Here is a 396-nt window from a genome sequence, read left to right as displayed (position 1 = left end):
CTGTCTGTCTTTTGCACGCGGTGGTTTTTGTGGAGCAGGTGTTGTGTGGGTGGGGGTATGGTCTTGTGCGGTTGTGTTGCTTTGCTGTCTGTCTTTAGCGCGCGGTGGTCTTTGTGGAGCAGGTGTTGTGTGGGTGGGGGTATGGTCTTGTGCGGTTGTGTTGCTTTGCTGTCTGTCTTTAGCGCGCGGTGGTCTTTGTGGAGCAGGTGTTGCGTGGGTGGGGGTATGGTCTTGTGCGGTTGTGTTGCTTTGCTGTCTGTCTTTTGCACGCGGTGGTCTTTGTGGAGCAGGTGTTGCGTGGGTGGGGGTATGGTCTTGTGCGGTTGTGTTGCTTTGCTGTCTGTCTTTTGCACGCGGTGGTCTTTGTGGAGCAGGTGTTGCGTGGGTGGGGGTATG

The 396-nt window shown here is 56.1% G+C and carries 1 protein-coding gene; it reads left to right on the top strand.

Annotation, left to right across the window (positions count from 1 at the left end; genetic code table 11):
• On the top strand, positions 1-396 hold a 396-nt coding region (locus ABD915_RS04905), incomplete at both ends, for a hypothetical protein (protein ID WP_345115965.1).

Source organism: Bartonella jaculi, from assembly GCF_039543045.1.
GTDB classification, from domain to species: Bacteria; Pseudomonadota; Alphaproteobacteria; order Rhizobiales; family Rhizobiaceae; genus Bartonella; species Bartonella jaculi.
This window is presented reverse-complemented; position numbering and strand designations above follow the sequence as displayed.